This window comes from Microbacterium shimangi, assembly GCF_043556445.1.
GTDB lineage: Bacteria > Actinomycetota > Actinomycetes > Actinomycetales > Microbacteriaceae > Microbacterium.
In genome coordinates, this window is sequence record NZ_JBIGII010000004.1 from 923,096 (window position 1) to 948,727 (window position 25,632).

Below are 25,632 nucleotides of genomic sequence, written 5' to 3' on the forward strand. Positions count from 1 at the left end.
ACTAAATCGCCCTGAGCTGCGTCTCAGGCGAAATCTCGCGGAATGCTTGTTCTGCGTTGATTCGCGCTGCGTCGGTAGCGAATGCGGAGTCTCTGAACACGGCGCGCAGCGGACGCCGTGAAGCGATCCCACGCACGAGATCGTCGTCGACGTCGTCGGCGAAGCACGCAACAAGTGCTCCATCCGCGACGGACAGGACGCGTCGCGCCCCGTGATTGTCGACTTGGATCGGTTCGGCAGGATCGAGCCCCCAATCGAGCAGCACCTGGAAAAGTAGGTCTTCGTCTGTGCGACCTTGCTTGACGCTGCCGACTGCGTCGCTCAGCGCGCGCTGGACTAGGTCGTCGGCGCTCGTGAGCGCGTCGACCATGTTAGTAGTGTCGATCGTGAAGGCGCGGAATCCGATATCCAGCTGCGCGTCGAGCGTCGCGGATCCGGCCACCTCCCGACCAGCTCGACGAATGCGCTCCCGGGCAAGATCTGAAATTGACCTAAACCCTGCTTTCGCGGCCTCCGAATCGGGCGAAATTGGTGGATCGGTCTGAATGAGAACGAATCGTCGCGATCCGCCGTCCGCCGCGTTGGCGGCTAGGACGGCGTGCGCCGTCGAGCCGGAGCCCGCGTAGAAGTCCATCACCACGCCCTCGCGCGCCGGCGCGTGACTTTCGATCAACTGCCTGAGTAGCGATGTTGGCTTGGGGTACGGAAACAGAGACTTGCCCCCAAAAAGCGATTCGACTTCGACGCCGCCGTCACTCTTGATCGAGATCACGGAGCGAAGGAGGAAGCGTTCTACGTCATCGAGGTACGTGACCGAGCTGGGTTGCTGCGCATCGCTCGCAGCGAACCATATGCGCCCGCAAACGGAACTCCCGTCTCGAAGTTGAATCACCTCTCCGTAAGACTGCGTCGATGGGTCGAAGCCTGATGCCTCTAAGAAGGTGTCGTACTTCCACCTCCAACCGCGATCGGGCACCTTCACTGAGCGACCCGTTGTCGGGTGTAGCACGTCATATCGGGGGCCTTCGGAATTTCCATTCGGCCAGCTCATGTTGACCTTGCCGAAAAGGCGGTAGTCGTCTGTCAGAGTGTTGTAGAGCGTGATGCCTCGGTCGTAACCGTTCTTCTTGAAGAGCAGGCGCAGTTCTGCTTCGGTTTCAGGGATACTGCGACCGCCGGCCTTAGCCCTGCGGACCAGATCCAGCACGTCTTGAATGCCCTCTTTCGCTACCGTGAACGGGCCAACCGCCTCCTTCTTGCGCGCATACCCGAGCACGTATTCATGGATGCTCCCGATTCCTTCGTCATTCTTCGGAACACGCTTGTTCCAGACGAGAGTCTCCAGGTAGTTGGCTTCGCCGAACACCTCGTCGCAGAGCTTCTTGAGGTTCGCTTGCTCATCTCTGCCGATCGAGATGAAGATGACGCCGTCGTCGGCTAGAAGCCCACGGGCCAGTTTGAGCCGGGGATAGAGGTGAGACAGCCAAGATGAATGTCGCCGACCGTTAGACTCAAGGTTTGCGACAAATCTAAACCCCTCCTCATCTAATTGCCCGGACCGCCGCAAGTACTCAATGTTGGACTCGGCGAAGTCATCTTCGTACAGGAAGTCGCCGCCCGTATTGTAGGGCGGGTCTATGTAAATGAGTTTCACCTTGCCGAGGTAAGACTCTTGGAGGAGTTTCAGTCCGTCCAGATTATCGCCCTCAACGAAGAGGTTCTTCGTCTTGTCAAATTCGACGGATTCTTCCCGTGCAGGGCGCAGCGTCTTCGCGATCGGTGCGTTGGCCGCGAACGCAGCGGCACGCTTGCCTGGCCAGTCCAGTTGGTAACGTTCCTGGGGCCCTTCAACGATGTGATCGGAGAGTTCCTGCCGCAACAGATCGAAGTCGATAGCTCGCGTTGGTTCACCGTCGGCGTCGAGTGTCTCGGTAACGACGGTCGGGAAGAGTGCTGCGACCTTGTCGATATTGGCACGGGTGAGGTCAGCTGATGTCATTCGGAGTCTTTTCATGGATTACCTCGTCTGGTCCAGCTCGGCTTGTTTAGCTTTGAGCTCACGCCGCAGTTCTACCTTGCGATTGAGCTGCGGTTCGGACCGGAGCTTGCGCTCTAGGGCGCTGATCTCGCGCTCGATGCGACGTACAGCATTCAGCCTCTCGCTGACGTCCGCTGGGCTCTCCCCGGGCCGAAGCGCGAGTGGCGTGAGCGGACCAATAAGGGCCGAGTACAGCGCCGCCATCGTGATCGCGGTTGGTAGCGGAGTACGAGGGAAGTCGCCTCGCATCCAGCCCGTTGAGAAGTAGGCGCTGGGCCTCCGTGCCGGGGAGCCAACTGGGGTGTGCGCTGCCGTCATCCGAACGGCGCCGCCCTGAGCATCATCGCGGCGGACCTCGAAGATCACCGGATTCGGTATCGCCTTGTCAATCGACGCAAGTACCTGGGCGCTGATGTCGTTCGACTTGGCGTCCAGTTGGAGGACCTCGATCTCGGGCACTTCTGGCGATCCTGGCAGGTTGATGGTCTCCGCAGCGAGCTTGTAGGCCCAGCTGATGCGGCTCACCTCGGCGACAAACATTTCACGCAGAGCGCCAGTCGATGCGGTGCGTTCGTAGAACCGCTCCTTGGGTACGCGCGCACCAAAACGTGCACCAGCCGGCCACCGGTAGAGGATGTCGATCACGTAGCACCAGCTGGGTCAACGACGGCGATGAACGCGATCAGCTCGAAGTCGTCGACCCCCGCGATCTGCTGCGTGAGAGCAGTGGTGTGCCCACCGCTAAACAGGCTGTCGATGTCGCGTTCTTCGGTGACGTCGATCATCGAGTGGATGGCATCCGTCAGCAGCGCCGAGTACTTGCTCATGTCTGCGCCCTCGCTGGTGGTCTCGTTGAAGGCGCGGGTGACGTCAGCCACGGGTTCATCGTGTGGGCGAGAGCCGGCGCGGACGAGGTCGAGCAGCCGCTTCGCCTCGGTGTGGTCGGCGATGACGTCGCCTTCCTCATTGACGTAGACGAGGTAATGCGGGTGGAGCCTGTTGCCCCGATTCACAGCAGCGTCGGCGTTTACGTTCTTCAGGGCGAAGATCACGCCGGGTAGGAGTCCCATCGCTGGGTCTGCGGGAATGACGGCATGCAAGCCGCGGGGGGCGGTGGCGATGTCGCCGTACTCGTTCATGTAAGCGAGCAGGTCCATCCGAAAGTCGTTGAGACCGAGATCCGTGATCGACACTCCCGTGCGAACATCCTCGAGTTCGATGTTCTCGTTCTGCAATTTGCGCAACTGCTCTTTGCGGAACGCGGCATCCGAATCCTCCGGGTTGAGCACGTTGTCATCGGCTGAGCCGGCGAGGTCGGCGATGACCATCCGGTTCTCGACGCGCTCCTTAAGGTTGATGTACTCGTCGAGCGAGATGTCGGGCCAGAAGTTCACGAGCTGGATGACCTCGTTCGTCGACCCGATGCGGTCGATACGACCGAAACGCTGGATGATCCGCACCGGGTTCCAGTGGATGTCGTAGTTGATGAGGTAGTCGCAGTCCTGCAGGTTCTGGCCCTCGCTGATGACGTCGGTGCCGATCAGCACATCGATGTCGCGGGTCTCCGTGGGCATCGTGAGGTGCCGCTGCTTGGAGCGCGGCGAGAACATCGACATGATCTGTTGGAAGTCGAAGCCTGTGCCGATCGTGGACTTGGCGCCGTGGCTGCCGCCGGTGATCACGGCGCATTCCAGACCAGCCTGCTTCAGCGCCGGTGCGAGCTCGCGGTAGATGTAGTTCGCGGTATCGGCGAAGGCTGAGAAGATCAGCACCTTGCGGTTATCGGGGTTGAGCGGATGCTCTGCCTTCTGCTCGACCAGGTGCCGCAGCTTGCGCAGCTTGAGGTCGTGGTCCGGAGTCACTTTGCGCATCTCGTCCAGAAGCTCACGTAGCGTTTCCCGATCGTGCCAGAGATCGCGCTGCCACGACTCGACATCGATGTCGTTGATGTCGATGCGAATCTTCTCACCGAACGTGAGGGCCTCGATGTTCGCGTCGTCCTCATCGTCGAGATCCAGGTCGAGGTCAGTAAGGTCTGCGTTGACTTCCGCCTTTGACCCTGCATAACCGTCTACACGCGCGAGAGTGCGGTCGACGGCGTTCTCGATTTTTGCCAGCGTGAGCCGGAACGCTTCGACCGAGCTCTCCAGCCGTTTGAGCAGGTTCACCGTCATCAGCTTTTTCAGGCCTTCTTCACGCCCCTTCTGACCAAGGTTGGAGCGAGCATTGCCGGTGGTGACGTTGTATAGATCCTCGTACTTGCTGAGACGGCTCGGGAACACATACTCAAGAGGCGTATAGACGGCAAGAGTGAGGACTTGTAGCTGCTCGAAGATGTCGTTGAACGGCGGAATGTCGTCGAGATCGGTGAGCGGCTCGCGGATGGATGCCGGAGCAAGGCGAGTGGGGAACGCGCCAATCTCGCTCATGTCGTAGAACGCCTGAATATGCTTTCGGGAACGAGCGATAGTCACGGCATCGAGCAACTCGAAGAAGTCGAAGTCGAGCATCTGCAGGATGCGATCCGCTGTGCGCTCGTCGGCGGGTAGCTTCGACCACTCGTTGAAGACGGCCTGCGCATCGCGGAACACTAGTTCGATCGACGTGGAGAGGTTGAGCTTGTCAGACAGATTCTCGGACTTGCCCTCGTATGCGAGTTGTAGCTGGTTCTTGAGGTCGTTGAACCGGTTGTTGACGGGCGTCGCCGAGAGCATCAACACTTTCGTTTTCACGCCTTCGCGGATGACCTGGCGCATGAGCCGCTGGTAGCGCGACTCCTTCTCCTCGGCATAGTCAGCGTTTCGAAAGTTGTGCGACTCGTCGATGACGACGAGGTCGTAGTTGCCCCAGTTGATGCGATCGAGACGTAGGCCGAGCGATTCGCCCCGCGTGCGGGAGAGGTCGGTATGGGCGAGGACGTCGTAGTTGAAGCGGTCGCTGGCGAAGATGTTGGTGGTGAGGTTGGCGTTGTAGTTCGTCCAGTTTTCGGCGAGCTTCTTCGGCGCGAGCACCAGCACTGATTTGTTACGCAGCTCGTAGTACTTGATTACTGCCAGCGCGGTGAATGTCTTTCCGAGACCGACGCTGTCAGCCAGGATGCAGCCGTTGTAGGTCTCGAGTTTGTTGATGATGCCGGTCGCGGCATCCCGCTGGAAGTTGTATAAGCCCTGCCAGACCTTGGTGTCCTGATATCCCGTGCGGTCGTTAGGGAGCACGTCCTCACTGATGTCGTCGAGGAATTCGGCGAAGAGGTTGTAGAGGATGAGGAAGTAGACGCGGGCCGGGGAGTTCTCGGCGTACACGCTCGCGATGTGGTCGTAGACCGCTTGCGTGACATCGTTCAGCTGGCCGGGGCTTGCCCAGATCTGATCGAAGAGGTCGAGGAAGCTGCTCGCCTCGGGGGCACCTTCGAACTTCGTGACCATGTTGGAGACCGCGTTGCCGCGCTCGTATCCGAGGTCGGCAGTGGTGAACCCCTGCAGCGGCAGGTAAGCGGCTTCGTCGTCGACGACGGCGAACTGCTGCATCTGATGGCCGCTGGCGTTCGATCTGAACGTGACCTTCTCGCGTACCCAGGCGGCGCACTCGCGGGCGACTGCGCGCTGCGTCAGCTTGTTGCGGAGACGGATCTCGAACTCGGACCCGTAGAGCGATGACTCTGCCTGCGGGATGAAGAACTCGCGACGGTTCTTGCGCAGCTTGTCCGTGGCCTGACCGTTGCTGAATGACGGCGACGTGAAGATGAACTCAAGTTCCTCGATGTGCTCGAGTTCCTTACGCAACGCCTCGAAAGCGAAGATCGAGAAGGTCGAAGCGGCGATGCGTACTTTCGAACCGCGGGCGATTACGGACTTCAGGTCGTCACCGAGAAGGTCGGACACGTTGTTGATGATCCGCATGGTTTAGGCTCCGGCGCTGTCGCGCCCTCGCACCCAGGCGTGGTCTCCGATCATCCAAGACTTCCAAATCTGCCCTGCCCTCTGTGCGGGTATTCCCTGCTTGGGTACCCAGGTACGAACATCGTCCCTGGTGATACCCAGGTGCTCGGCGGTGTCGTCGGCAGACAGCCACGGCTCGGACATTCGCGCCCCCATGCGGATGAACCCGGATCTACCAGGGTGAAACTGAGCCTATAGCCAGCGCTCGGCATGTCCAGGCGACGGCGGCACGACTGACATCACAAAGAATGCCGAACGCAAGCATGGGCCCACCCAATATCGGCCTGAGAGAGTCAGACCGCTCGGAATGGCCCCCTAAGCTCACCCACCACGAGCACGGAGGTGGATCCGCTTCCCCTCCTTGCTGAAGATCGACAGCACCTCCGTCGGCCCGGCACCTGTCGCCGCGAGCCAGTGCGGGATGCGGGTGTCGAACTCCGCCGCCTCCCCCGGGCCCAGCGTCACGTCTTGCTCGCCGATCACGAGACGCAGGCGACCCGACAGCACGTAGAGCCATTCCTGGCCGTCGTGCACCTTCGGTTCGGGCGTCGCAACGACCCCGGGCGGGTTCGCGGGGAACGTCACCTTGTAGGTTTGCACCGGGCTCGACTCGGGCGACAACGTCTCGTACTGCGTACCGCCGACGCTCTTCCTCGTGCGCTTCACGCGCGGATCGGGCGCCGCCCGCGGCACGATGTCGTCGAGCTCCAGACGCAGGGCCCGCGCGATCGGGACCACCAGCTCGAGGTTCGGGGCGCGCTTCCCGGACTCGAGACGCGAGAGCGTGCTCGACGAGATGCCCGTGGTCTCGGAAAGCTCGGCGAGGGTCATGCTGCGCTTCTCGCGCCAGCTCTTCAGGCGCGGGCCGATGAGAGCGAGGGAGTCGTCCGCCATGCCCGTCCATTCTTGCCGATTCGGCACTGATAGTTGCTGACACGCTAGCAGGCGGGCATCGTGAACGGTATGACGCACGACGAACGGCTTTCCGCAGCATCCGCCCCTCTCTCCCCCACCCAGAACCCGAACGTCTCGGGCGAGCACTGGGACGTCCTCATCATCGGCGGCGGTGCTGCCGGGCTCAGCGCTGCGCTGATCCTCGCGCGCGCTCGACGCCGCGTGCTCGTGCTCGACGCACAGCAGCCGCGCAACCGGTTCGCGCCCCACATGCACGGCGTGCTGAGCCGCGACGGGTACTCACCGCTCGACCTCGTCGCCGACGGATACCGCGAGGTGCGCGCCGTCGACGGCGTCATCGAGAACGCTCGGGTCGTCGAAACCCGCGCGACCGAAGACGGGTTCGAGGTCGTCACCCAGACCGGCGCGCGCGCCACCGGGCGTCGGCTCATCGTCGCGACCGGGACGCGCGATCAGCTGCCCGACATTCCGGGACTCGCCGAGCAGTGGGGGCGCGGAGTCGTGGCGTGTCCGTACTGCGACGGCTACGAAGCATCCGGTCGCGCGATCGGCGTGCTCGCCGGCTCGGCGATGGGGTTGCACGTCGCGCACATGCTGCGGGCGTACTCCCGCGACATCACGGTGTTCACGTCGCTCGCGGGGGTCATTCCCGAAGACGGGCGGATGCTGCTCGAGGAACGCGGAATGCGCATCGAGGATCGCGCCGTGACGCACGTCGTCGCGGACGGTGACACGATCACCGGGCTGGGGCTCGCTAACGGATCCGTCGTACCGGTTGACGTGGTGTTCGCGCAGCCGACGCCCGTCGCGCTCGATGGACCGCTGCGGCAGCTCGGGGTGGAGCAGGCCGAGACTCCGATCGGCCCGTGGACCGCGGTCGACGGGTTCGGCAGGACCAGCGTTGCGGGAGTCTTCGCGGTGGGGAACGCCGGAATCCCGAACGCGCTCGTGCCGATCGCGATGGGGTCGGGCGCGATGGCGGCGCTGACGATCAACGGGGAGTTGGTGGCGGAGGAGGTTGCTGCGGCAGCCGCTCGGGTTGCTGCGGGTCGGGCGGTGCCGGACCCTTCGACAGGCTCAGGGACCGGCGCTGCGGGAGTGGCAGCATGACACGGGAGACTGAGGGCATGGACGACGCGCTCACCGACCCGGCGGAGTTCTGGGAGGCGCGATACCTCAGCCACCGCGGCGAAAGCGGGAAGGTGTGGAGCGGTCGCGTGAACGTCGCGGTCGAACGCGAGGTCGCCGGGCTCGCTCCCGGCACCGCGCTGGAGCTCGGCAGCGGCGAGGGTGCCGACGCACTGTGGCTCGCTGCCCAGGGGTGGACGGTGACCGCCGTCGACATCTCGGCGAATGCCCTGGCCGTGGCTGCGGCGAACGCTGCCGAGCTCGGGCTCGCGGATCGCATCGAGTGGGTGCAAGCCGATCTGGCGACGTGGCATCCATCGGCGGAGTACGACCTCGTCACCTCGGCGTTCTTGCACTCCCCCGTCGAGTTGCCGCGCGATGAGATCCTGCGGCGCGCGGTCACGGCGGTCGCGCCCGGCGGGCGGTTGCTCGTCGTCGGGCACGGGGCGTTCCCGTCGGAGGCGCACCACCACGACCAAGACGACGCCCCTCCCCTGCCGACGGCAGACGAAGTGCTGGCGGCGCTCGAGCTACCCGATGGTTGGGTCGTCGAGACGAACGCGCTTGTCGACCGCGAGGTCGTGTGGAGGGATAACGAGACAGTGACGCTTTCGGATGCCGTACTGCGGGTGCGAAGGGAGCGGTGAACGCACACTTCGAGGCGTTTCGACGCATCCGCTAGGCTTTGGCCCGTTCGGCCGCGATGTCCGCAGTTGAGCTACGCGTCCGGGGGACGCATAGGGGGATGAAACGCGGCTGTCGTGCGCGCTCTTCGCCGCGCCGCTCTCCGTTCGTGGTCTGTGGATGAGACCCACACAACACGCAGCCCTTGCGCGTCGCTGACCACCCGAAAGAGACAAACATGACCGACCCGAACCAGCCACCGCACGTCCCCCAGGACCAGCGCCCTCCGGCCCCACAGCAGTACGCCCCGCAGCCGCCGGCGCACCAGCAGCCCGGCTACCCACAGCAGCCCTACGGGGCGCAACCGCAGCTGGCATACGGAGCACCGCAGCCGAGCCAGGCACCGCCGAAGCGCAACATCGTCGGACTCATCGCTCTGATTGTCGCCATCATTGGCACAATCTTCGCCTGCGTTCCAGGTGCGCTTGTTGTCGGCTGGGTACTCCTCCCGGTCGCCTTCATCCTCTCCCTGGTTTCGCTTTTCATGAAAGGCAGGAAGGGGCTTGGCGTCACGGCTCTCATCGTGTCGATCGTCGGCACGATCATCGGTTTCATCGTTTTCTTCGCCGTTGTCGGTACCGCTTTCAGCGATGCGTTCGGAGGCACTGAAAGCACCGTCAGTCAGCCGACCGTGGAGCCGGACCCGGCCGCGGAGGCTCAGCCCGAGGCCGACACGGCCGCCGAGATTGGCACACGGGACAACCCCGCAGCCCTGGGGTCGACGATCAACGGTGACGAGTGGACCGTCGTGGTCAATAGCTTTACCCCTGACGCCAACCAGGCTGTTGCGGAAGCCAATCAGTTCAACGAGGCTCCCCCCGCGGGGAGTCACTACTCCACCGTCAACTACACGGTGACGTACACAGGTGCCGACTCGGACTATGCACTGTCTGTCGGAATATCGCTCGTCACGTCGACGGGCGAAGTTCTCAACAGCTACGAATCCATGGCGTCGCTCTCCGACAGCATGGGAATCGACGAGTTGTACACGGGCGGCGTCGCAACCGGCTCCACCGCATTCACGGTGCCGGACGGGTCCGAGGTTCTGATTCGGGTGCGCCCGGGCGTCATCGCAGACGAGGTGTTCGTCAAGCCCTGACGCCGACCGGGACGGGGCGCTCGCAGCAATCAGACGTAATCGACTGATCCACACCCTGCGGGTGCCCCGAGCCCAGGCTCGCGCTAATCCTGCAGAAGTAGCCCCGCGGCATCCTCCACGAAGCCGAACACCGCGGTCTGGTTCGTCGTCAGGGTCTGACCGTCGTCCGCGCGGGCGAGCACCGTCAGCACGATGGGCTCGGCGCCGTCGCGCTCGAGGTACCACGAGCCCGCCAGCACGCCGACCGAGCTGCCGCCCTTGAAGGCGACGTAGGTCCAGTCGTCGCCGAACTCGATGCCGGGGTTCTTCGCGAGCAGGTCTCGCAGCGGGGCTCCGGCGGGCGTCTGCGCCTTCTCCTGCAGCGCGACGTGCGCGCGGGCGATGTCGTCGTGGGTCGCGAACCAGTCCACCCCGGCAGGCCAGCCAGGTTGCGCGGATGCGAGGTTCGCGAGGTCGGGCACGCCCGCGGGTATCTCGGCGAGCACCGCCTCGCGGGCTGCCGGATCGCCGGAGGCCCAGCGGTCGCGGAGCGCGGCGTCACCGAACAGCATCCAGAACATCTCCCGGGTCGTGAGGAACGGCGTGTTGGCCTCGGGCGTCGCGTGGCCCATATCGACGAGAGCCGCTTCGACGGCGTCGCGGCCCACCGCGCGGATGAGCGCGTCAGTCGCCGTGTTGTCGCTGATCTGGATCATCTTCTCCGCGGCTTCGCGCACCGTGACGGTCGCGCCGTCGGGCAGGTTCTGCAGCTCGCCGCTGGGGAGGCTCCGCACCTCGGCGTCGATCGTCAGCGGGTCGTCCCAGGTGAGGGTGCCCGCGTCGACGGCATCGACCACGGCTCCGAGGACCCACAGCTTGAAGATGGAGCCGATCGGTGAGCGAGAGGGTTCGCCCAGCAGCATCCGCGGTTCTGTCGCTCCGACCTCGGTCACCTGCAGCGAAACGTCGTAGGGGGCACCGGCGATCGCGGCCTCGAGCTCGTCCCAGCTGGCGGCCGGCGTGCGGGGAGCCTGCGGTTCGCCAAAGAACAGTCCGTTCATGCTGCCGTCATCGCCGACCGACACGCTCATGTCGTAGGTGACCGCGGCCGCCTCGATCGTCACGCGCGCCTGGGTTTCGGTGCCCTCGTAGCCGATAGCGCTCCACGGCGCGGCCGCGCGCAGCTGCTCGAACACCTGCTGCAGGTCGGCGGCCGACATCTGCTCGAACATGATCGGGTCGAACCGGGCCTCGAAGTCGGCCTGCTCACTCGGCTCGCCGTTGATCTCGGCGAGCACCCACTCGGCCTGCTGGCCGACGGCGGTGCCGGGGATCGTGACGGGCGCCGCGGTGTCTTCGGGCTCGGCCTCGGGGGTTGCGGCGCAGGCCGTGGTCACGAGGAGGGCGGCGATCGAGAGCGCCGCGGCGACGGATCGGAACGAACGGGTTCTAGCAAGGAAAGGCACGTATCCACCCTTTCGCGGGCCTTGCGAGGGCACCTCCCCCGTGGGGCGGAAATCGCACGGGGGATATCGCTCCCTCCACAGCCCGTGACGGGTGATGTGTTCCGCTCACTTTGGGACGCGGAGTGCGCCGGAATCCCGTGAGCGCGCACGATCGGGTCATGGGTGCTCGGTACTTCACGCGACCAGTGGTCAACAACGACGCGCACGACCATCTCGCCGACCAGAATCGGTGCATGCATAATGAAAGCATGCCGAACGTTTTGGTGCGTGACCTCCCCGATCCCGTGCACGCGGCGCTGTTGGCGCGCGCGGCGGGCGAGGGGCGGTCACTTCAGCAGTACCTCACGGCGGAGCTCACCAGGCTCGCTTCTCGGCCCACGAACGCCGAGTTGTTCGATCGAATCCAGGGCCGAGCCGAGCGCGCCGGGGTCTCGGCGGCGGACATCCTCAACGAAGTGCGCAGCGGTCGCGACCGCGCGCAATGATCGTCGTCGACGCCTCAGTCATCGTAGGAGCCCTGGTCGGCGTCGAGCAGGCGAGCATCCTCGCTCGAATTGGTGCCGAAGAACTCGTCGCGCCCGACATCCTCGATGTCGAGACACTGTCGGCGTTACGCGGGTTGTGGCTGAGGCGCACCCTCACCGACGCCCAGCTCCACACCGCCGTGGACGACCTCATTCAGCTCGAGGTCGATCGACGCCCGACCACCGTGCTCGTGCCGGCCATCCTCCTGCATCGGTTCAACCTGACTGCATACGACGCAAGCTACGTCGCTCTCGCTGAAGCTCTGGATTGCCCGCTCATCACGCTTGACGCGCGAATGGGGAACGCTCCCGGAATTCGCTGCGCCGTGGAGATTCTCTCGTAGCGGGCCGGTTTACGCGCCCGCGCCGGCGGATCGCGCTTCGAGGGCGGCGATGCGTTGTTCGAGGTACTCGATGTACCCGACGAAGTACTCCGTCTTCGCATCGAGCCTGTCGAGCCGCGCACCCGCGAGGCGCCCAAACCGATCAGGTATCGCCCCCGCTTGTCACCCGACGTCGTCCGAATGGATGAAATCTGCCGACCAATATTTCGGACGCAGACGCACAGGTTTACGTGAATGGCCGCTGCCCGCGCAGTGGATCGCAGCGACGTGGCCCGGCTTTCGCCGCCATTGGCGCGCGGTCGGTCCTCTTGATCACCCTTTTCCACGCGAGTCCAATCGGATATACGGGCACGGCATGAGAATCAGCACTTGACAGACAACACGTAAACATGTTGCATCGATCCAGTAAACCGTGCACCTAGCGGGCCGATGCGCATCCGACAACGAAGTCAGGAAGATCATGAGAACTAGCGAAACCTCCGCTCGCGTCTCCGCGCGCACCTGCCTCGCGATGGGAGCGGCCCTCACTCTGATGGCCGGGGCTCTCGTCTGGGACGGCGGTGGAACGTCGGCGCGAGCCGAAGCCCCCGCCTCGCCGGGCCCTCTCGCCGAGGGCGATGTCATCTACCAGGTTCTGGTCGATCGATTCGAAGACGGCGACCCGACGAACAACGACCAGGGCGACGGGGAGTACGACCCGTCGGACCTCGGTTTCTACCACGGCGGCGATTGGGCAGGACTCACCGAACGCCTCGATTACATCGCCGATCTGGGGGTGACGGCGATCTGGCTCTCCCCCGTCTCTGAACAGCAACCACTCTCTCGCGACGGGCAGGAGGCGAGCTACCACGGCTACTTCACGAAGGATTTCGCGACGCCCAACGAGCATTTCGGCGACACCGCCGAGCTCCAGGAGCTGATCGACACTGCTCACGGGCTCGGGCTCAAGATGATCCTCGACGTGGTCCCCAATCACACGGCGGACTATCTCGCCGGAACGTCGACGACTTACTCCCCCAGCACCTACAAGCCGGCAAGTCCGCTCGACAACTCGTCGTACTTCCACCACGCCGGCGACTGCCTGTTCAACGGCCTCGAGTCGCAGAGCCAGATCGAGAACTGCGACCTCGGCGGGCTCGATGACCTCGACCAATCGAACCCGGCGGTCTCGTCGTTCCTCACCGACACCTACAAAGACTGGGTGGACATGGGGTTCGACGGCATCCGCGTCGATGCCGCACGCTCGGTACCCCAGCAGTGGCTCGCCGACTTCGAAGATGCGATGGGGGTTCCGACCTTCGGCGAGATCTTCGTCGGCGACGTCGACTACGTCTCGGACTACCAGGACTACGAGTGGGGCGTGCTCGACTTCCCGTACTTCTTCACCGTCCGTGAAGCGTTCTCGGCGGACACCGACATGAACAAGCTCGGCGACCTCTTCGATCAGGACTACAAGTACGCGAACCCGAACCGGGTCGAGACGTTCCTCGACAACCACGACCGGGCGCGCTTCCTCACCTGGGCCGACGACAACTATCAGCGGCTGCGGTCAGGGCTGACCTTTCTCCTGACGTCACGCGGGGTCCCGGTCATCTACTACGGCACCGAGCAGGCCGACGATGGCAACGGCAACCCCTACGAGGTGCCCATCGCCAACAAAGACAACCGCAAAGACATGGAAAGCTTCGACCAGAACTCGAACCTTTACCGACACATCCAGCGGTTGACGGCGATCAAGGCGGCCAATCCGGCCCTGAGAATCGGAACGCAACGCGAAATGTGGTCCGACACGTCGGTGTACGGGTTCTCTCGCCGGGTCGACGGAACGGGAGCCGAGGCGATCACGGTCTCCTCCAACTCCTGGTCTACGCAGACCCGCACGATCCCGCTGCGCGCGGAAAGTTCGATCGCCGTCGGGACGACGCTGACGAACCTGATGAACACCGGCGATACGGTCACGGTGGCCGCGGGCGGTGTGACCGGAAAGCAGATCACGGTCTCACTCGGAGAACACGAGAGCAAGGTGTACGCACCCGGCACGCCGGTATCGAGCTACAGCCCCGATGCCCGCAACACGACCAAGATCCGCGTGCACTACAACGTGGGCCTCGGACACAGCATCGCTATCCGCGGCGACGAATACCCGTTCACCTGGACCGACGGTCGCGGTGCGCGCAACGTCGCACCCGACATCTGGGAGTTCGAGGTCGAACGCATCCCCGATGGCGAGTCGTTCCAGTTCAAAGCTCTGATCGACGACGTCACGTGGTCGACCGGAGCCAACTTCACGGGAACGGGCGGCGACGTGATCGACGTCTACCCCACCTTCTAACACCCACTCTCCCGGGCGGCGTCCCCGAACGCCGCCCGGGAGCCTTACCGAAAGGATGCTGGTGAGCCACACCATCGAAATCCCGACCGACGCGCACAGCGCGCCCGGGTCGGCGCTCTGGCGCGACGCGGTCGTGTACCAGGTGTATCTGCGGTCGTACCGAGACTCCGACGGCGATGGCATCGGCGACCTCGGCGGGCTCAATGAAGGCCTCGAGGCGATCGCCGCGCTGGGCTGCGACGCGATCTGGTTGAACCCTTGCTACGCATCACCGCAGCGCGACCACGGGTACGACATCGCCGACTATCTTTCGATCGACCCGGCGTACGGGACGATGGCCGATTTCGACGCCGTCGTCGAGCGCGCGCACGATCTGGGCCTCCGCGTGCTGATGGACATGGTCGCCAATCACTGCTCGGTCGACCACGCGTGGTTCAGAGCGGCGGTCGCCGCCGGACGCGGCAGCGTCGAGCGGGCGCGGTTCTTGTTCCGCGAGGGGCGGGGCACCGACGGCGAGCTGCCGCCGAACAACTGGGACAGCGTCTTCGGCGGGCTCGCGTGGACGCGGGTCGTCGAGCCCGACGGGTCGCCCGGTCAGTGGTACCTGCATTCCTTCGACTCCAGCCAGCCCGACTTCGACTGGCGTCACCCCGACGTCGCCGAGCACTTCGCCCGGGTGCTGCGGTTCTGGTTCGACCGCGGCGTCGACGGATTCCGTATCGACGTGGCCCACGGGCACTACAAGGCCGCCGACCTCGCCGATCACCCCGGCGGACGCGGACCCGAGGCCGGCCACAACCACGCCATGTGGGATCAGCCCGAAGTGCACGACATCTACCGGTCGTGGCGCGAGATCGGCCGCGAATACGAACCGGAGAAATACTTCGTCGGCGAGATCTGGGTTCCATCGCCCGACCGCCTGGCCGACTACCTGAGGCCCGACGAGCTGCACAACGCCTTCAGCTTCGACCTGCTCGTGCAGCCCTGGGAGGCCGCCCGCTTTCGGCAGGCGATCGACACCGGACTCACGGTCGGGCGCGGCTGGCCGGCCTGGACTCTCGCCAACCACGACGTGCACCGCGCGGTCACGCGGTACGGCCAGGAACAGCCTTCCGACGAAGCGCTGCCGACCGACATGATCGCCGCGGCGCGGCGCACCGGCCCCGCGAACCTCGAACGGGGGCGCCGGCGGGCGCGGGCCGCCGCGGCGCTCGCCCTCGCGCTCCCCGGGTCGATGTACCTCTATCAGGGCGAAGAACTCGGTCTGCCCGAGGTGTTCGACCTGCCGGATGCTGCGCGCCAAGACCCCATCTGGACGCGGTCGAACGGCGCCGAGCTCGGACGCGACGGCTGCCGGATCCCGCTGCCGTGGACGACCGACGGCGACACATTCGGGTTCGGCGCAACAGGGTCGCGGCACGCCTGGCTTCCTCAGCCCGCGTGGTTCGGTGCCTACGCCCGCGAGACGCAGGCCGCCGACCCCGGCTCGATGCTGTCGCTCTATCGTGACCTGCTCGCCGCGCGCCAAGCACATCTCGGTGGCGCCGCCGCGCTCCGATGGCTGCCGACGGCGCGCGACTCCCTGCTCGCCTTCGAGCGCGGCGCTTTCCTCTGCGCGACGAATTTCAGCGGCGAACCCCTCGCCGTCCTCCCGCAGTGGCACAACCTGACGGTGTTGGTCTCGACGCAGCCTCTCGTCGATCCGGCCGTCATCCCGCCGGAAACGACCGTGTGGTTCGTCGACGAGCGCCTCGCAGCATCCTGAGCATGTATACATTCCCGAACGTTTCTTCGCACATCCATCCAAGGGAGAACACCATGAAGCACAGAACCACCACCGCTGTCGTCATCGGAGCCGTCAGCGCCCTCGTCCTCGCAGGATGCGCGGGCGGCGGCACTCCGAGTGACGGCCCTGTCGAGGTCACCCTCTGGCACTACTGGGACGGCACCAACGCCGACGCCTTCGACGCGATGGTCGACGCGTACAACGAGTCGCAGTCCGAGGCGACGGTCACCGTCTCGAACGTTCCGAACGCCGACTTCCTCACGAAGCTGCGGGCATCGGCGACCTCGAAGACCCTCCCCGACATCGCGATCGGCGACCTCGTCTGGGTGCCGCAGATCGCCGAGATCGGCTCGCTCGCCGACCTCACGGGGCGGATCCCCGACGGGACGCTCTCCGACATCAACCCCGCGTTGACCGCGTTCGGAACGATCGACGGCGAGCAGGTCTCGGTTCCCGTCTCGGCCAACAACCTGGGGTTCATGTACAACAAGACCCTCTTCGCAGAAGCGGGTCTCGACCCCGAGTCTCCTCCCGAGACCTGGGACGAGCTGATGGAGACCGGCCGCACGATCCTCGAAAAGACGGGCAAGCCCGGCTACGACCTGTTCACGCAGGCCGGCGACAGCGGCGAGGGCGTGACGTGGAACTACCAGGTCAACCTCTGGCAGGCCGGCGGCGAATTTCTCACCGACGACAACTCTGCGGCCGCATTCAACACCCCCGAAGGAGCTCAGGCGCTGCAGTACTGGGTCGACCTCATCGAGTCGGGCGTGAGCCCCTACGCGAAGTGGGGCGAGTTCGAGAAGGGCCAGGGCGGTTCGGCCCAGGAGGGCTCGTGGATGGTGGGCATCTGGGCCGCCGACCCGCCGTTCGAATTCGGCAGCGCGAAGGTGCCCTACCCCTCTGACGGCGAGCCGGCGACGAACCTCGGCGGCGAGCAGGCGATGGTATTCGAGAACTCGGATGCGGAGTCGAAAGCTGCGGCCGACTTCTTGTCGTGGTTCCTCGAGGCCGAGCAGGTCACCGACTGGAGCGAAGAGACGGGCATGCTGCCGGTGCTCGATTCGGTCGCTTCGGGCGCGGACTACCTCGAGTGGGTCGAGTCCACCGAACCGCGTCTGCTGCCGTTCGTCGAGCAGATGGCCGACGCCCACGCTCGCCCCAACACTCCGCTCTACCCGAAGGTGTCGTTGGCGTTCGCGCAAGAGATCGAAACGGCGCTCGCGGGCGAAGCCTCCGTCGACGAAGCGCTCGACTCCGCCGAGCAAGCGGTCAACGACGTGCTCCAGAACGGTTGAGCGACCGACCGTGACTGGCGTTCCCACCCGGACCCGCTCGGCGCAGTTCGCGCCGGGCGGGTTCGCCCCCCGCCCCCCACGCCGACGCCGATGGGACCGCGAGCAGACCCTCACCGCGGCCCTCTTCCTCATGCCCGCCATCGTCGTCCTCGGCACCTTCGTGATCTACCCGATCGTGGATGCCGGGTACACCAGCCTGACCTCGTGGAACGGGTTCGACCCCGTCAAGGAGTTCATCGGTCTCGGCAACTACGTGCGGCTCGCCGAAGACCCCGAGTTCTGGAACAGCCTGCTGGTGACCGCGATATACGCGCTGGGTGTCTGCGTCTTCTCGGTTCTCTCGGGGCTCGCCGTCGCCCTTCTGCTCGATGCGCCGCTGCGCGGACGCGGCATCTACCGGGGTATCTACTTCCTCCCGGCCGTCACCTCGTCGGTCGCCGCAGCGATCGTGTGGAAGTACATGCTCGACCCGGCGGGATTCGTCAACGCGACCCTCGCCCAGTTCGGCGTCGAGGGCCCCGACTGGTTGCAAGACCGGTGGCTCGCGTTGGGCGCGCTGACGGCGCTGACCGTCTGGAAGAACATCGGCTTCAACGCGGTGCTGTACCTCACGGCGATGCAGGCTCTTCCTCCCGCCGTCTACGAAGCGGCCCAGATCGACGGAGCGAGCGGGTGGCAGCGGGTGCGCCACATGACGGTGCCACTGCTCGCGCCGATGACCTTCTTCGTCGTGGTCCAGGCGCTCATCACGAGTTTTCAGGCGTTCGACCTCGTCTACGTCCTCACCGGCGGCGGCCCGCGCGGTGGCACGGATGTGCTCGGGATGCTGATGTACCGCACGGCGTTCCGACTCGGAGACTTCGGCTACGGAACGGCGATCGCCTTCGTCACGCTGCTGCTCGTTCTCGGCGTCACGCTCGTGCAGTGGCGGGCGAGCGGCTCGGGAAGGAGCGACCGATGAGGCAGCCGATCACGATGCGACTCGGTCGGCACGCACTCCTGATCGCGGGAGCCGCCATCGTCGTCGTGCCGTTCCTCTGGATGATCACGACCTCGCTGCAGAGCCGCGCAGAGACCTACACGAACACGTCGGTGCTCCCCACCTCGTGGCACTGGGAGAACTACGTGCAGGCGTGGGAGGCCGCACCCTTCGGGCAGTACTACGTGAACAGCATCGTCATGGCGGTCGGTATCGTCTCGGGGCACCTGGTGCTCGACGCGCTGGCGGCATACGCCTTCGCGAGACTGAACTTTCCGTTTCGCAACGCGATCTTCGTCGTGCTCCTCGCGGCGTTGATCGTGCCGACCTTCGTCACGGTCATTCCGGCCTACACGATCGTCGCGAACCTCGGCTGGATCGATACCTACACGGCGCTCATCGTGCCGCGTCTCGCCGACGTCTTCGGCATCATCCTGCTGCGCCAGTTCTTCCTGTCGATCCCTCAGGAGTTGGAAGACGCCGCCCGGATCGACGGATGCAGCCGGATCAGCACGTTCTTCCGGATCATCTTGCCGCTCTCTCAGCCGGCCTTCGCGACGCTCGCGATCTTCAGCTTCTTGTTCGCGTGGAACGACTTCCTCTGGCCGCTGCTGGTCACGAACTCCGAAGACGTCCGCACCATCCAGATCGGGCTCTCGTCGTTCGTGGGCAGGTACGGCACGAGCTGGAACTACCTGATGGCAGGCACGCTGACCGCGACGATCCCCAGCATCCTCGTCTTCCTCTTCTTCCAACGCGCCCTCGTGCGCGGCATCACCACCTCCGGACTGAAGGACTGAACCCCGTGACCGTTCCCGACTGGCTCGCCGACGCCGTCTTCTACCAGATCTTCCCCGAGCGGTTCGCGAACGCCGACCCGTCGATCGACCCCGACGGCGTCGTTCCCTGGGGATCGACACCGACACCCGACAACTTCTTCGGCGGCGATCTGCAGGGCATCATCGACCACCTCGACCACATCACCTCCGTGGGCGCGAACGCGCTTTACCTCACGCCCATCTTCGAAGCCGACACCAACCACCGGTACGACGCGAAGGACTATTTCGCGATCGACCACTGCCTCGGCACGCTCGACACGTTTCGCCGGCTCATCGACGAGTGCCACGCACGCGGCATCCGGGTCGTGCTCGACGCGGTGCTCAACCACTGCGGCGACGGGCACTGGGCGTTCGCAGACGTCGTCGAGAACGAGGCTGCTTCGCCGTACGTGAACTGGTTCTCTGTCGAGGGGTTTCCGGTGACCTCCCACCCGACGCCCAACTACCGCACGTGCTCGGGCTGTTACTACCTGCCGAAGTGGAACGCCTACAACCCCGAGGTGAGGCAGCACCACCTCGACGTGGCCCGCCACTGGATCGACGAGGGCATCGACGGGTGGCGGCTCGACGTTCCGTACTTCATCAACCACACGTTCTGGCGGGAGTTCCGAAAGACGGTGAAGGCGAAGGGCGACGACCTCTACATCGTCGCCGAGGAGTGGCGCGAGCCCGAGCAGTGGCTCACCGGCGACACCGCCGACGGCACGATGAACTACACCGCCCGCGACCTCATCCTCGGCTTCACCGCAGACCGCGCCATCGAAGGTCACGAGTTGGCCCGCGGGCTGAACGAGCTGTACGAGGCCATTCCGACCGGCTACCAGCGCGGCATGCTGAACCTGCTAGGCAGCCACGACACCGAGCGGGTGCTGACGCGGCACGCCGGCGACGTCGAAAGATCGCTGCTCGCTTATGCGCTGTTGTTCTCGCTCGAGGGTGCGCCGATGGTCTACTACGGCGACGAGGTCGGGCTGACCGGCGACAACGATCCCGGTTGCCGCGGGTCGATGCCCTGGGACGAAGAGTCTTGGAACCGTGAACTTCTCGACGGAATCCGCCGCTTCGCTCTTGAGCGTGCCCGCAGCCACCCGCTGCGGCGCGGTGACCAGCGGGTGGTGGCCCTCGACGCGGAAACCGTCGCGATCGTGCGTTCGGTTGAAGGGCACCCCGCGACCGCGGTCGTCGTGCATCGCGGAGGCGGGACGCATTTCGACACCGCCGATGTTCTCGACGGCAGTTCGGGACCGATCACGCTCGGCCCGCGCAGCACGCTCGTGATCGGAGGCGGCTCGTGACCGCGCCGAAAGTGACGATGAAAGACGTCGCCGCCCTCGCCGGAGTGTCGAAATCGGCGGTCTCGCTCGCCTTCAACGATTCACGCAAGCTGTCGCCGGCGACCCTGCAGAACATCTTGAACGCGGCGTCCGAACTCGGATACTCGCAAGATCCGGCGGCACGGATGCTGCGCACCCGCCGCACCGACAGCCTCGCGCTTCTTCTGCCCCAGCAGTTGGACAACGTGCTGCAGAACCCGTACTACACGCAGTTTCTGCAGGGCATCGGCCAGACGTGTCACCGCGAGGGCTTCACCCTGCTGCTGGCGCCGCCGCTCCGAGGCTCGATGCTGCGGGCGATCCCCTACGCGGCGGTCGACGGATTCATCGTGTCAGGACTCGAGTACGACCGGGGCGAGGTGACGGCGCTTCGCCAACGCCGTATTCCGTTCGTCCTCGTCGACAGCGAGTGGCACGACGACATTCCGAGCGTCGAGATCGACGACGGACAGGGCACCGCCGAGGTCGTCGACTATCTGATCGGCCTCGGCCATCGGCGTATCGCCTTCGTCGCCTTCGATACCGGTGCCGCAGGCGGGTTCACCGACTGGCACGGGCCGGTCCGTCGGCGGATGGACGGCGTCCGCCACAGCCTCGCCCAGGTGGGACTCTCGACGGACGACCCCGACATCACGGTACTCGAGGTGCCGTGTACGAGGGCCGGAGGCACCGAAGCGTTTCGGCGGCTGTGGAGCCTACCCGAGCGCCCGACCGCGATCGTGGCTTTCAGCGACATCATCGCCTTCGGCGTGCTCGATGCGGCACGCGCGGCGGGGGTCGACGTGCCGGGGTCGCTCTCGGTGACGGGGTTCGACGATCTCGCCGAGGCGAGCTGGACCGCGCCGAGCCTCACGACCGTCCGTCAGCCCATCGCGACAAAGGGCCGCCTGGCCGCCGAGTACCTGGTGGAGGCGATCGCGCGCGACCAACCCGCGGAGGTGCGTCATCAGAGACTGCCGACGTCGCTGCTCATCCGGCGGTCGACGGGGCCGGCATCGCCCGCTCTCGCGTCGTGACCCCCCGCGGCTTCTCCCGCAGCCCGCGCGTCGCGCTCAGGATGCCGCATCCGCCCGCATCTCGGGGCACACTCCGCCGGGCACGGTCGCGAGTTCGAAGTGCCAGCGTTCGTTCGCATAGGTCTGGCAGATACCGAACCGCGAGCCGTGCTCGATGAGCCAGAACTGCGCGTCGATCGGGCCGATGTCGATACCGTCGCCCGTGACGTGGGTCGACCGCTCGGGTGTGGCGACGAACTGTCGCGCGACCTCTTCGCTGCCGTAGAGATCCACGGCCTCCTGAAGCAACCACTCCTGGTACTCCGGGCTGCGCCACCCGCTGGTGATCTGGAACGACAGGGCTTCGACAGCAGCATCCGTCTCGGCATCCTGCATCGCTTCGCGCAACGCGGGGTTCAGACGCGCGATCGCCGGCACGTCATCGTCGGCGAGCGTGACCATCTCGCCCGCCGCGATGAGACCATCTTCGGCGGACGGCGAGAACGGCACGGAACGGGCGAGCGGCGCGACGGCCGCAGCGAAAGCGCCCGACACCATCGCGGTGACGAGCGCCGCGAGCAGCGCTGCGATCGCCGCTCCGACGGCGACGAAGACGACACGGCGGCGCGAGGTGGAAGGGGCGACGGGATCGGATGAACGGAACATGCTGTCGATTCCACGCGGGCGGCTGTTGCGGGGATGTCTGCGCAAGCGCATACGCCCGCGATACGCGCACCGACCTACGCTGAGGGCATGCGTGTGCTGATCGTCGAGGACGAGCTCTATCTCGCCGAGGCGATCCGCGACGGGCTGCGGCTCGAAGCGATCGCGGCTGATATCGCCGGCGACGGCGACACGGCGCTCGAGCAGCTGTCGATCAACACCTATGACGTCGTCGTGCTCGACCGCGACATTCCGGGGCCGAACGGCGACGAGATCGCCCGTCATCTGGCCGGGTCCCCGGCATCTCCCCGCGTACTCATGCTCACCGCCGCCGACCGCCTCGACGACAAGGCGACGGGGTTCGAGAGCGGCGCCGACGACTACCTCACCAAGCCTTTCGCTCTTCGCGAGCTGGTGCTGCGCATCCGCGCGCTCGGCCGGCGCCCCGCGGCCGGTACTCCCCCGGTCGTCGAGCTCTCGGGCGTGCGGCTCGACCGGTTTCGGCGCGAGGTGTTCCGCGACGGCAACTATGTCAATCTCACCCGCAAGCAGTTCGCGGTGCTCGACGTGCTCATGTCGGCGGGTGGGGGTGTCGTGAGCGCCGAAGATCTGCTCGAACGCGCGTGGGATGAGAACGCCGACCCGTTCACGAACGCCGTGCGGATCACGATCTCGACGTTGCGCAAACGCCTCGGCGAACCGTGGGTGATCGAGACCGTCGCCGGCGTCGGTTACCGGATGGCGACGTAACGACGCCACCGCACGATCCCCCACAGGAGGTGCGGTGGCGCCGAGTCTTGCGGGTCAGCGGGCGACGGAGATGACGCCCGTGATGATCAGCGTGAGAAGCGTCGTCCAGAGCACGATCGCGATGGCCTGCCACAGGAGCACACGCCCCTTCGGAACGCCCGAACCGACGAGAGCCGCCGCGGTGAAATGCGTCGGCAGGAGCAGCGGGCCGAGAAGGCTGACGCCCACGACGCCGTAACGGTTGAACGCACGCTGGAACTTCTCCTTGCGCGCTGACTTCGGCTTCGGATCCCTCGAGCGCGTGAGAGCCCCGCGGATCGTCGCGCCCAGGAACACGACGATGGCGACGGCGACGAAGTTGCCGAGCGCTCCGGCGATCGCGGCGATGATCGGGTTGATGCCACCGATGATCCCGATGGATGCTGCGCCCTCTCCCTCGATGAACGGCACGGCGCCGGCGACGAAGATGATGAACGGCTGCGCCCACTCCGGGAGCTGGGCGACGAGGTCCTGGAATCCGAGGATGAGTTCTGCGACGGGGTTCATGGTGAACCTTTCTGTGGGGACGCCGCGGGGCTGCGGCAGTGATTCCATCCCAGCCGCGACCCGCGGCGAGCGGCAGTGTCGTCGTGTCATGACCGTGCGGGAGGATGCCGCATCCGACCCATGACGAATGTCACGACCCCGTTCCGCACCACGCGTCGATGCGCGCGACTGTCTTACCGTGGAGACATGACCACCCCCGAGCGTGCCCCCGCCGTCGGCGACCGTGCGCTCGGCCGCGGTGTCACCGCGACGTGGTGGTACACCGCCTCGGCCGTCGTCTTCTTCGGCGCGATGGCCTATCTGTCGTGGGTGGCGTGGATCCCGTTGCGGCACGACGATGCCGTCTGGCGCATCTGGGCGGGTCTCGCCGCGACCGCTCTCGTTCTCGCCGCCAGCGTCGTGCTGTTGCGCGAGTACCGGCCGCGGGTCTTGGCCGATCGCGAAGCGGACCGCCGATACCCGCGGTCGGGCGACCTGATCGGTCTGGGCGCGATGGCGGTCGCCGCGCTCGTCCTGGGTCTGGCGACCGGTTCGTGGCTCGCGGGCATCAGCATCCTCGCCTTCGCACTCAGCGTGCGCGCGTGGCCGCGCGGAATCCGCTGGCGCGTGATCGTGGGACTCACCGTGGTGCTGATCGCGTTGTGGATCGTCGAGAATCCGTCGCTCGTGTCACCGACGCCGCTGTACGTACCCGCACTGATCACCGTTCTGCTGCCCGTCACCACCGCGTCGTCGATGTGGTGGTGGGAGATCGTGCTCGAACTCGATCGGGCGCGCGACGCCGAGAGCGCGCTCGCCGCGACGCGAGAGCGCTTGCGCCTCGCGAACGATGTGCACGACCTGCAGGGGCACCACTTGCAGGTGATCGCGCTGCAGCTCGAGCTCGCCGAGCGGCTGCTTAATCGCAACGATCCTGACGGCGCCTCCCGCGAGATCGCGCGAGCGCGGGTGGCCGTGGACGACGCCCGCCAGGGCACCCGAGATCTCGCGGCACGGTTCCGTGGGGTGCCGCTGCCGGACGAATTGGAGAACGCCGCCGACCTGCTGCGGTCGGCCGGACTCTCTGTGACCACCGATGTCGATCCGAACGTCGGCCGCGCCGATGTCTTCGGCCCGATCGTCCGCGAGAGCGTCACGAACGCGCTGAAGCACGGCGGCGGGCAGCGAGCGTCGCTCTCGCTCGCTCGAGCGGGAGACGCCTGGGTCTACCGGATCGAGAACGACGACCCCGCACACGACGAGATGGCGTGGGGCTCGGGTGTCGACGGCATGACCGCGCGCGCCGAGGCCGTCGGCGGTGACGTGAAGGTGCGCCGCGCGGCGGGCACGTTCGAACTGATCGTGTCGTTGCCCGTGCAGACCGACCACGAGGAGCCCGCATGATCCGCGTCTTGATCGCCGACGACGAAGACATGATCCGCACGGCGCTCGCGTCGCTGCTGCGACTCGAAGACGATCTCGAGATCGTCGCGGAGTGCCGCACCGGCCTCGAAGCCGTCGACGAGGCGCTGCGCGTCGCGCCCGACGTCTGCCTGCTCGACCTCGAGATGCCCGGACTCGACGGCGTCGAGGTCGCCGAACGCCTACGCGGACGCAGCACCGCGCGCTGCATCGTCGTCACCCGCCACGCTCGCCCGGGGGTACTGCGCCGTGCGCTGCAGGCGGGGGTCGAGGGGTTCGTGCCGAAGTCGCGCCGGGCCGAGGAGCTCGCCGAGATCATCCGCCGCGTCGCCGCCGGACGCCGGTACGTCGACCCCGAGATCGCCGCCGACGCACTCGCCGACGAGCGCAGCCCCCTCACCGACCGCGAACTCGATGTGCTGCGCGCCGGCCGGCGGGGCGAGACGATCGCGCAGATCGCCGCGACGCTTCACCTCTCCCCCGGCACCGTGCGCAATCACGTCTCGTCGGCGCTCGGCAAGCTCGCCGTCTCGACCCGGCAGCAGGCGACCGTCGTCGCGCAGGAGCGCGGCTGGATCTGACAGTGGGGGCAGC

The 25,632-nt window shown here is 65.8% G+C and carries 22 protein-coding genes; 15 read left to right on the forward strand and 7 right to left on the reverse strand.

What is annotated here, in order from left to right; all coding sequences use genetic code 11:
- Nucleotide 1: 1 nt before the first annotated feature.
- The 4 genes from ACFXQA_RS11385 to ACFXQA_RS11400 all read right to left on the reverse strand — a co-directional run bounded on the left by ACFXQA_RS11385 (nucleotide 2) and on the right by ACFXQA_RS11400 (nucleotide 6,870).
- Complete coding sequence (locus ACFXQA_RS11385) at nucleotides 2–1,999, reverse strand: site-specific DNA-methyltransferase (RefSeq protein WP_394519946.1); 1,998 nt, start codon at nucleotides 1,997–1,999, stop codon at nucleotides 2–4.
- 18 nt (nucleotides 2,000–2,017) lie between these two features.
- Nucleotides 2,018–2,683 (reverse strand): DUF4391 domain-containing protein, encoded by a 666-nt coding sequence (locus ACFXQA_RS11390; protein WP_394519947.1) that lies wholly within the window; start codon nucleotides 2,681–2,683, stop codon nucleotides 2,018–2,020.
- Nucleotides 2,680–5,937 carry a helicase-related protein gene (locus ACFXQA_RS11395; protein WP_394519948.1) on the reverse strand — a complete coding sequence of 1,086 codons (3,258 nt, stop codon included), beginning with the start codon at nucleotides 5,935–5,937 and terminating at the stop codon, nucleotides 2,680–2,682. Before ACFXQA_RS11395 ends, ACFXQA_RS11390 begins: the two co-directional genes overlap by 4 nt.
- A 360-nt stretch (nucleotides 5,938–6,297) precedes the next feature.
- Nucleotides 6,298–6,870, reverse strand: coding sequence for a helix-turn-helix domain-containing protein (locus ACFXQA_RS11400; RefSeq protein WP_394519949.1), 573 nt, complete (start codon nucleotides 6,868–6,870; stop codon nucleotides 6,298–6,300).
- Nucleotides 6,871–6,939: 69 nt separating this feature from the next.
- On the opposite strand from ACFXQA_RS11400, the gene ACFXQA_RS11405 reads away from it, so the two are divergent.
- From ACFXQA_RS11405 to ACFXQA_RS11415, 3 genes are all read left to right on the forward strand, one after another.
- Nucleotides 6,940–8,001, forward strand: coding sequence for an NAD(P)/FAD-dependent oxidoreductase (locus tag ACFXQA_RS11405; RefSeq protein WP_394519950.1), 1,062 nt, complete (start codon nucleotides 6,940–6,942; stop codon nucleotides 7,999–8,001).
- Between the two features lie 17 nt (nucleotides 8,002–8,018).
- A complete protein-coding gene (locus ACFXQA_RS11410; protein WP_394519951.1) occupies nucleotides 8,019–8,666 on the forward strand; it encodes an SAM-dependent methyltransferase in 648 nt (215 codons plus the stop codon).
- A 215-nt stretch (nucleotides 8,667–8,881) separates the two neighbouring features.
- A complete protein-coding gene (locus ACFXQA_RS11415) occupies nucleotides 8,882–9,802 on the forward strand; it encodes a hypothetical protein (protein WP_394519952.1) in 921 nt (306 codons plus the stop codon).
- An 83-nt stretch (nucleotides 9,803–9,885) separates the two neighbouring features.
- Here the strand turns inward: ACFXQA_RS11415 and ACFXQA_RS11420 are convergent, their stop codons facing one another.
- Complete coding sequence (locus ACFXQA_RS11420) at nucleotides 9,886–11,247, reverse strand: serine hydrolase (protein ID WP_394519953.1); 1,362 nt, start codon at nucleotides 11,245–11,247, stop codon at nucleotides 9,886–9,888.
- A gap of 248 nt (nucleotides 11,248–11,495) precedes the next feature.
- On the opposite strand from ACFXQA_RS11420, the gene ACFXQA_RS11425 reads away from it, so the two are divergent.
- The 9 genes from ACFXQA_RS11425 to ACFXQA_RS11465 all read left to right on the forward strand — a co-directional run bounded on the left by ACFXQA_RS11425 (nucleotide 11,496) and on the right by ACFXQA_RS11465 (nucleotide 21,699).
- A complete protein-coding gene (locus ACFXQA_RS11425; protein ID WP_394519954.1) occupies nucleotides 11,496–11,732 on the forward strand; it encodes a FitA-like ribbon-helix-helix domain-containing protein in 237 nt (78 codons plus the stop codon).
- Nucleotides 11,729–12,115: a type II toxin-antitoxin system VapC family toxin gene (locus tag ACFXQA_RS11430; RefSeq protein WP_394519955.1), complete on the forward strand. Its 387-nt coding sequence runs from the start codon at nucleotides 11,729–11,731 to the stop codon at nucleotides 12,113–12,115. Before ACFXQA_RS11425 ends, ACFXQA_RS11430 begins: the two co-directional genes overlap by 4 nt.
- A 460-nt stretch (nucleotides 12,116–12,575) precedes the next feature.
- Nucleotides 12,576–14,447 (forward strand): alpha-amylase family glycosyl hydrolase, encoded by a 1,872-nt coding sequence (locus ACFXQA_RS11435; RefSeq protein WP_394519956.1) that lies wholly within the window; start codon nucleotides 12,576–12,578, stop codon nucleotides 14,445–14,447.
- A gap of 55 nt (nucleotides 14,448–14,502) precedes the next feature.
- The gene (locus tag ACFXQA_RS11440) at nucleotides 14,503–16,212 is read left to right on the forward strand and encodes a glycoside hydrolase family 13 protein (protein WP_394519957.1); all 1,710 of its coding nucleotides are present in this window, start codon (nucleotides 14,503–14,505) and stop codon (nucleotides 16,210–16,212) included.
- A gap of 53 nt (nucleotides 16,213–16,265) precedes the next feature.
- Nucleotides 16,266–17,531, forward strand: coding sequence for an ABC transporter substrate-binding protein (locus ACFXQA_RS11445; protein WP_394519958.1), 1,266 nt, complete (start codon nucleotides 16,266–16,268; stop codon nucleotides 17,529–17,531).
- 10 nt (nucleotides 17,532–17,541) lie between these two features.
- Nucleotides 17,542–18,492, forward strand: coding sequence for a carbohydrate ABC transporter permease (locus ACFXQA_RS11450; protein ID WP_394519959.1), 951 nt, complete (start codon nucleotides 17,542–17,544; stop codon nucleotides 18,490–18,492).
- Nucleotides 18,489–19,310 carry a carbohydrate ABC transporter permease gene (locus ACFXQA_RS11455; RefSeq protein WP_394519960.1) on the forward strand — a complete coding sequence of 274 codons (822 nt, stop codon included), beginning with the start codon at nucleotides 18,489–18,491 and terminating at the stop codon, nucleotides 19,308–19,310. The genes ACFXQA_RS11450 and ACFXQA_RS11455 overlap by 4 nt, the downstream gene beginning before the upstream one ends.
- 5 nt (nucleotides 19,311–19,315) lie before the next feature.
- Nucleotides 19,316–20,644: a glycoside hydrolase family 13 protein gene (locus ACFXQA_RS11460; RefSeq protein ID WP_394519961.1), complete on the forward strand. Its 1,329-nt coding sequence runs from the start codon at nucleotides 19,316–19,318 to the stop codon at nucleotides 20,642–20,644.
- On the forward strand, nucleotides 20,641–21,699 hold the full coding sequence (locus tag ACFXQA_RS11465) for a LacI family DNA-binding transcriptional regulator (protein WP_394519962.1): 1,059 nt from the start codon (nucleotides 20,641–20,643) through the stop codon (nucleotides 21,697–21,699). Before ACFXQA_RS11460 ends, ACFXQA_RS11465 begins: the two co-directional genes overlap by 4 nt.
- Nucleotides 21,700–21,735: 36 nt before the next feature.
- Here ACFXQA_RS11465 and ACFXQA_RS11470 read toward each other — a convergent pair whose 3' ends face one another.
- Nucleotides 21,736–22,344 (reverse strand): M15 family metallopeptidase, encoded by a 609-nt coding sequence (locus ACFXQA_RS11470; protein WP_394519963.1) that lies wholly within the window; start codon nucleotides 22,342–22,344, stop codon nucleotides 21,736–21,738.
- Nucleotides 22,345–22,431: 87 nt separating this feature from the next.
- Here ACFXQA_RS11470 and ACFXQA_RS11475 point away from each other — a divergent pair, with 87 nt between their 5' ends.
- A complete protein-coding gene (locus tag ACFXQA_RS11475; protein ID WP_394519964.1) occupies nucleotides 22,432–23,091 on the forward strand; it encodes a response regulator transcription factor in 660 nt (219 codons plus the stop codon).
- Nucleotides 23,092–23,145: 54 nt separating this feature from the next.
- Here ACFXQA_RS11475 and ACFXQA_RS11480 read toward each other — a convergent pair whose 3' ends face one another.
- The gene (locus ACFXQA_RS11480) at nucleotides 23,146–23,637 is read right to left on the reverse strand and encodes a small multidrug efflux protein (protein ID WP_394519965.1); all 492 of its coding nucleotides are present in this window, start codon (nucleotides 23,635–23,637) and stop codon (nucleotides 23,146–23,148) included.
- 186 nt (nucleotides 23,638–23,823) lie between these two features.
- Here ACFXQA_RS11480 and ACFXQA_RS11485 point away from each other — a divergent pair, with 186 nt between their 5' ends.
- Entirely contained in the window at nucleotides 23,824–25,020 is a 1,197-nt protein-coding gene (locus ACFXQA_RS11485; RefSeq protein ID WP_394519966.1) for a sensor histidine kinase, read from the forward strand.
- A complete protein-coding gene (locus ACFXQA_RS11490; protein WP_394519967.1) occupies nucleotides 25,017–25,619 on the forward strand; it encodes a response regulator transcription factor in 603 nt (200 codons plus the stop codon). Before ACFXQA_RS11485 ends, ACFXQA_RS11490 begins: the two co-directional genes overlap by 4 nt.
- Nucleotides 25,620–25,632 lie beyond the last annotated feature (13 nt).

Bases quoted from the DNA above. Each gene is read 5' to 3' on its own strand.
- ACFXQA_RS11385 (WP_394519946.1), bottom strand. From the start codon at position 1,999: ATGACATCAGCTGACCTCACCCGTGCCAATATCGACAAGGTCGCAGCA.
- ACFXQA_RS11395 (WP_394519948.1), bottom strand. From the start codon at position 5,937: ATGCGGATCATCAACAACGTGTCCGACCTTCTCGGTGACGACCTGAAG.
- ACFXQA_RS11400 (WP_394519949.1), bottom strand. From the start codon at position 6,870: ATGGCGGACGACTCCCTCGCTCTCATCGGCCCGCGCCTGAAGAGCTGG.
- ACFXQA_RS11405 (WP_394519950.1), top strand. From the start codon at position 6,940: ATGACGCACGACGAACGGCTTTCCGCAGCATCCGCCCCTCTCTCCCCC.
- ACFXQA_RS11410 (WP_394519951.1), top strand. From the start codon at position 8,019: ATGGACGACGCGCTCACCGACCCGGCGGAGTTCTGGGAGGCGCGATAC.
- ACFXQA_RS11415 (WP_394519952.1), top strand. From the start codon at position 8,882: ATGACCGACCCGAACCAGCCACCGCACGTCCCCCAGGACCAGCGCCCT.
- ACFXQA_RS11425 (WP_394519954.1), top strand. From the start codon at position 11,496: ATGCCGAACGTTTTGGTGCGTGACCTCCCCGATCCCGTGCACGCGGCG.
- ACFXQA_RS11430 (WP_394519955.1), top strand. From the start codon at position 11,729: ATGATCGTCGTCGACGCCTCAGTCATCGTAGGAGCCCTGGTCGGCGTC.
- ACFXQA_RS11435 (WP_394519956.1), top strand. From the start codon at position 12,576: ATGAGAACTAGCGAAACCTCCGCTCGCGTCTCCGCGCGCACCTGCCTC.
- ACFXQA_RS11440 (WP_394519957.1), top strand. From the start codon at position 14,503: ATGCTGGTGAGCCACACCATCGAAATCCCGACCGACGCGCACAGCGCG.
- ACFXQA_RS11445 (WP_394519958.1), top strand. From the start codon at position 16,266: ATGAAGCACAGAACCACCACCGCTGTCGTCATCGGAGCCGTCAGCGCC.
- ACFXQA_RS11455 (WP_394519960.1), top strand. From the start codon at position 18,489: ATGAGGCAGCCGATCACGATGCGACTCGGTCGGCACGCACTCCTGATC.
- ACFXQA_RS11470 (WP_394519963.1), bottom strand. From the start codon at position 22,344: ATGTTCCGTTCATCCGATCCCGTCGCCCCTTCCACCTCGCGCCGCCGT.
- ACFXQA_RS11475 (WP_394519964.1), top strand. From the start codon at position 22,432: ATGCGTGTGCTGATCGTCGAGGACGAGCTCTATCTCGCCGAGGCGATC.
- ACFXQA_RS11480 (WP_394519965.1), bottom strand. From the start codon at position 23,637: ATGAACCCCGTCGCAGAACTCATCCTCGGATTCCAGGACCTCGTCGCC.
- ACFXQA_RS11485 (WP_394519966.1), top strand. From the start codon at position 23,824: ATGACCACCCCCGAGCGTGCCCCCGCCGTCGGCGACCGTGCGCTCGGC.
- ACFXQA_RS11490 (WP_394519967.1), top strand. From the start codon at position 25,017: ATGATCCGCGTCTTGATCGCCGACGACGAAGACATGATCCGCACGGCG.